Origin of the sequence: Planktothrix sp. FACHB-1355 (genome assembly GCF_014748295.1) — a bacterium.
Classification (GTDB): Bacteria; Cyanobacteriota; Cyanobacteriia; order Cyanobacteriales; family Aerosakkonemataceae; genus Aerosakkonema; species Aerosakkonema funiforme_A.
The window spans coordinates 1-3801 of the sequence record NZ_JACJUP010000686.1 but is presented as its reverse complement, the minus strand read 5'-3'; the positions used below and the strand labels follow the sequence as shown (position 1 = coordinate 3801).

The following is a 3801-nucleotide window of genomic DNA, read 5'->3' as shown; positions in this document are numbered from 1 at the left end:
TGGGCGCGATCGTCGGCGGTTGGCTGGGCAATCTGCTCTTGGGAACAAGCGGAGGAGCAGCATACGGAGCCCTGACAATACCCAGTGTGGCTTTTGCTGCGATTGGCGCTATGGTTCTAATTTTCTTGTGGGGTTTGTTAACCCGTCAAAGTGCATAATAAACAAATATCCGTTCCCTTCAAAATGGCATCGGTACCCCCACTGCAAAGCAGTGGGTTTTTATTTAATTTGGCTATTAGTCATCAGTCAAATGTCAACGGTCAGAGGTCACTGAAAAACACCAAAAAAATCACAACGGTAATTTGGCAACTGACAACTGACTGATGACTAAAGTAGAATAAACTTTTTAACGATCGGCCAGAAATAAGGAGAAAGAAAATGCTGGAGTTATACCAGTTTGAAATGTCCCACTACTCTGAGAAAGTGCGGCTGATCCTGGACTATAAAGGGTTGACGTACCGGAAAATTGAAGTCACACCGGGAATCGGACAATTAGAATTGTTCAGAATGTCCGGTCAGCGACAAGTGCCGGTACTCAAAGACGGGAACGAGATTGTGGTAGATTCGACAGCGATCGCCAAGTACCTCGATCGCAAATACCCAGAAAAACCCATTATTCCCGTCAATCCAGAACAACGCGGACAGTGCTTGCTCATCGAAGAATGGGCCGATGAGTCGATCGGACTCAAAGCTCGCAAAGCATTATTTGGCGCACTCAGCCAAAATCAAAGCTTCCGCACCTCCGTTTTGCCCCCCACAACCCCCGATTTTGTTAAACTCCTAGTGGGCGCAGTGCCGGGAGACTTTTTCAATCTGTTGGGTTCGGGCATTGGTTTCGGCCCTGATGTTGTAAAATCATCCCAAGAAGACCTCAAACAAGACCTGGAAGCTGTCAGTCTGCTACTCTTAAATAAGCCTTATTTGGTTACAGACTATCCGACTTTGGCAGATTTTGCCGTAGCTGGTTTGAGTATGTACATCAAAATTCCGGAAGGGCCCTATCTAGAGATTCCGGAAACGCTCAAAGGAAAGGGAGTTCCAGGACTGGCTGATAGCGCGGCATACGAAACGTTCTTCAACTGGCGCGATCGTCTCTATACTCAATATCGCAAACAACCCACACCTACCACTACCACCACTCCCTCTTCTCCCACTTCCATTGAAATAGATTAATCTCGCCAATAGCTAATGGCTAATTGCTAATATTTGAATGCGATTAGCTATTAGCCATTAGCAATTAAAAATAAGTGCAGCTCGAACATGAATTTAGGCAAGCCATTAGGTTCGGTAATTGAAGGTTCCCTCAGCGATGGGTTGCAAGTGCGACTGCACCCGGATGTTTCCGTGGAAGATATGCGCGTGGGCAAATTTTTGGTGGTGCAGGGGGTGCGATCGCGCTTTTTCTGTTTGTTAACCGATGTAGCTTTAGGAACATCCAGTTTACGCATTATCGCCAATCCCCCCGCAGAAGAAGATGATTTCCTGCGAGAAGTTTTAGCCGGCAGTGGCACTTACGGTACGATCGAACTCGCGCCGATGTTGATGTTCACCCCCACACCAGAACCGCCCGGTTTCTTCGTTCCCAACGGCAAAATTCCCAAGTTGCCATCAGAAACACAGGGAATGCTGGCATCGTTTCAAGCGCAAAGCAGCGAACAGATAGAATTGCGTCCGGTCAAGACAATTCCCACTCACTTCAGCCAAGTATACGATGCCCAAGAACGCGACTTCCGCACTGTGTTCGGTTGGGAAGATGACCCCCATCGGCGCAACTTTGCGATCGGTCAACCTTTAGATATGGATGTGCCGGTTTGTATCGATTTAGACAGATTTGTAGAACGCAGCAACGGCGTATTCGGCAAATCCGGCACAGGCAAATCCTTTCTCACCAGATTGTTGCTATCCGGCATCATTCGCAGGCAGGCAGCCGTTAATCTTATTTTCGATATGCACTCGGAATATGGCTGGGAAGCAGTTTCGGAAGGCAAAAACTTCAACACCGTTAAAGGTTTGCGCCAGCTATTTCCGGGAATTGTGCAAATTTATACCCTAGACCCTCAATCCACCAGGCGACGAGGAGTGCGCGACGCCCAAGAACTTTACTTAGGTTACGACCAAATTGAAGTAGAAGATATCAAGTTAGTAGGACAAGAGTTAGGTATTTCGGAAGCGTCGCTGGATAATGCCAACATTCTCCGCAACGAATTTGGCAATTCCTGGATTACCCATCTGCTGAACATGACAAATGAAGATATCAAGATGTTCTGCGAAGAGAAGAAAGGTCACATAGGTTCGATTATGGCCTTGCAGCGCAAACTCCTGCGACTGGAAAATCTTAAATATATGCGATCGACCTGCCCCCGCAACTACGTCAATCAAATTTTGCAATCCCTGGAAGCAGGTAAGCACGTGGTAGTTGAGTTTGGTTCCCAGTCGGATATGCTCTCCTATATGTTGGTGACCAACGTCATCACCAGACGCATCCACAAAGAGTATGTCCGCAAGGCAGAGTTGTTTCTGCAAACCAAAAATCCGATCGATCGCCCCCAACAGTTGGTCATCACCATCGAAGAAGCCCATCGGTTTCTCGATCCGGCTATTGTGCAAGGTACAATTTTTGGTATAATAGCTCGTGAAATGCGGAAGTACTTCGTCACGCTTTTGATAGTGGATCAGCGTCCCTCCGGAATCGATAACGAAGTCATGTCGCAAATCGGCACTCGCATCACCGCCTTACTCAACGACGAAAAAGACATCGACGCCATCTTTACTGGTGTCTCCGGTGCTGGCAGCTTGCGCTCTGTTCTGGCTAAACTGGATTCCAAGCAGCAAGCTTTGGTTCTGGGTCATGCTGTTCCCATGCCGGTAGTGGTGCGTACCCGTCCTTATGACGAAAACTTCTATCGCGAAATTGGCGACACCCGCTGGGAAGAACGGTCAGATGAGGAAGTTTTTGCCGCCGCTGAATCCGCTAAAGCCGATCTGGGCTTCTAGTCAACTCAGGTAAAAATATTAGATTGGCTGAATTTCGCCAACAGCCCCGCCCGAACGCTCAATGCGATCGGCAATTCTAGCTATCTGTGCGGAAAACTAGGGCCAAAAAGTTCGGTAATTTCATACTATTGGGTCTATTAATTAACGGGATAACTGAGGCATCCTTGTATATAGGACTAGATATCCCCCGATCGGGCCAAAAAAAGCCTCCCACAAAACTTCGTGCTGGTAGCTAATTTTGGAGCAAACCTGGGGAATATTAAAGATAACGATGAACCTTTCACCTTTTATCCCTGTCTAAACGGTTATCATCACCAAAGGAATAAACCAGATGGGGTTCTGAGTTCCAGCAGTCCACTTATGTGAGGTTATCGATAAATGCCAACAAATGAAAGATTAAGCCAATGCTATGTACCCTCTTAAAGAGGAAATAGCAAAGCGACTCTGTTTTGAAAGCTTAGGTTGCCTCTAAACCAGGCTAATCCTATATATGGTTGCAGTTCAAACGCACTCGCACTCATGCCAGCATGGGCTTGCCGCTTTCAGGGTGCTACCTTTAAGCTACGGTATCGCCGATCGCTTTTTTCATTAGCATCCAGAGTAATTATATCTAAATTGAACTGCTAATCACAAAGGTATCGCTTTCATCTCCATCTTCCCAAACAAATCAGGATTTCCAAGTCGTTTCTGTAGTACAATGAAAATAAGGTAAAGTCATACTCACTCCGAGTTGTTAGTATTTGTAACAAATTGCGTGCAGTAGAGGCAGGTTGAAAGAAGAAGTAAGGTTTACAGATATACTGGCTA

The 3801-nt window shown here is 46.6% G+C and carries 3 protein-coding genes; all 3 read left to right on the top strand.

The window, feature by feature from the left end:
- Nucleotides 1–8 precede the first annotated feature (8 nt).
- The gene (locus H6S82_RS23055) at nt 9–158 is read left to right on the top strand and encodes a GlsB/YeaQ/YmgE family stress response membrane protein (RefSeq protein ID WP_347339532.1); all 150 of its coding nucleotides are present in this window, start codon (nt 9–11) and stop codon (nt 156–158) included.
- A 220-nt stretch (nt 159–378) separates the two neighbouring features.
- Nucleotides 379–1173, top strand: coding sequence for a glutathione S-transferase family protein (locus tag H6S82_RS23050; RefSeq protein WP_190464355.1), 795 nt, complete (start codon nt 379–381; stop codon nt 1171–1173).
- A gap of 87 nt (nt 1174–1260) precedes the next feature.
- Complete coding sequence (locus H6S82_RS23045) at nt 1261–2994, top strand: ATP-binding protein (protein WP_190464356.1); 1734 nt, start codon at nt 1261–1263, stop codon at nt 2992–2994.
- The last annotated feature ends 807 nt before the right edge of the window (nt 2995–3801 follow it).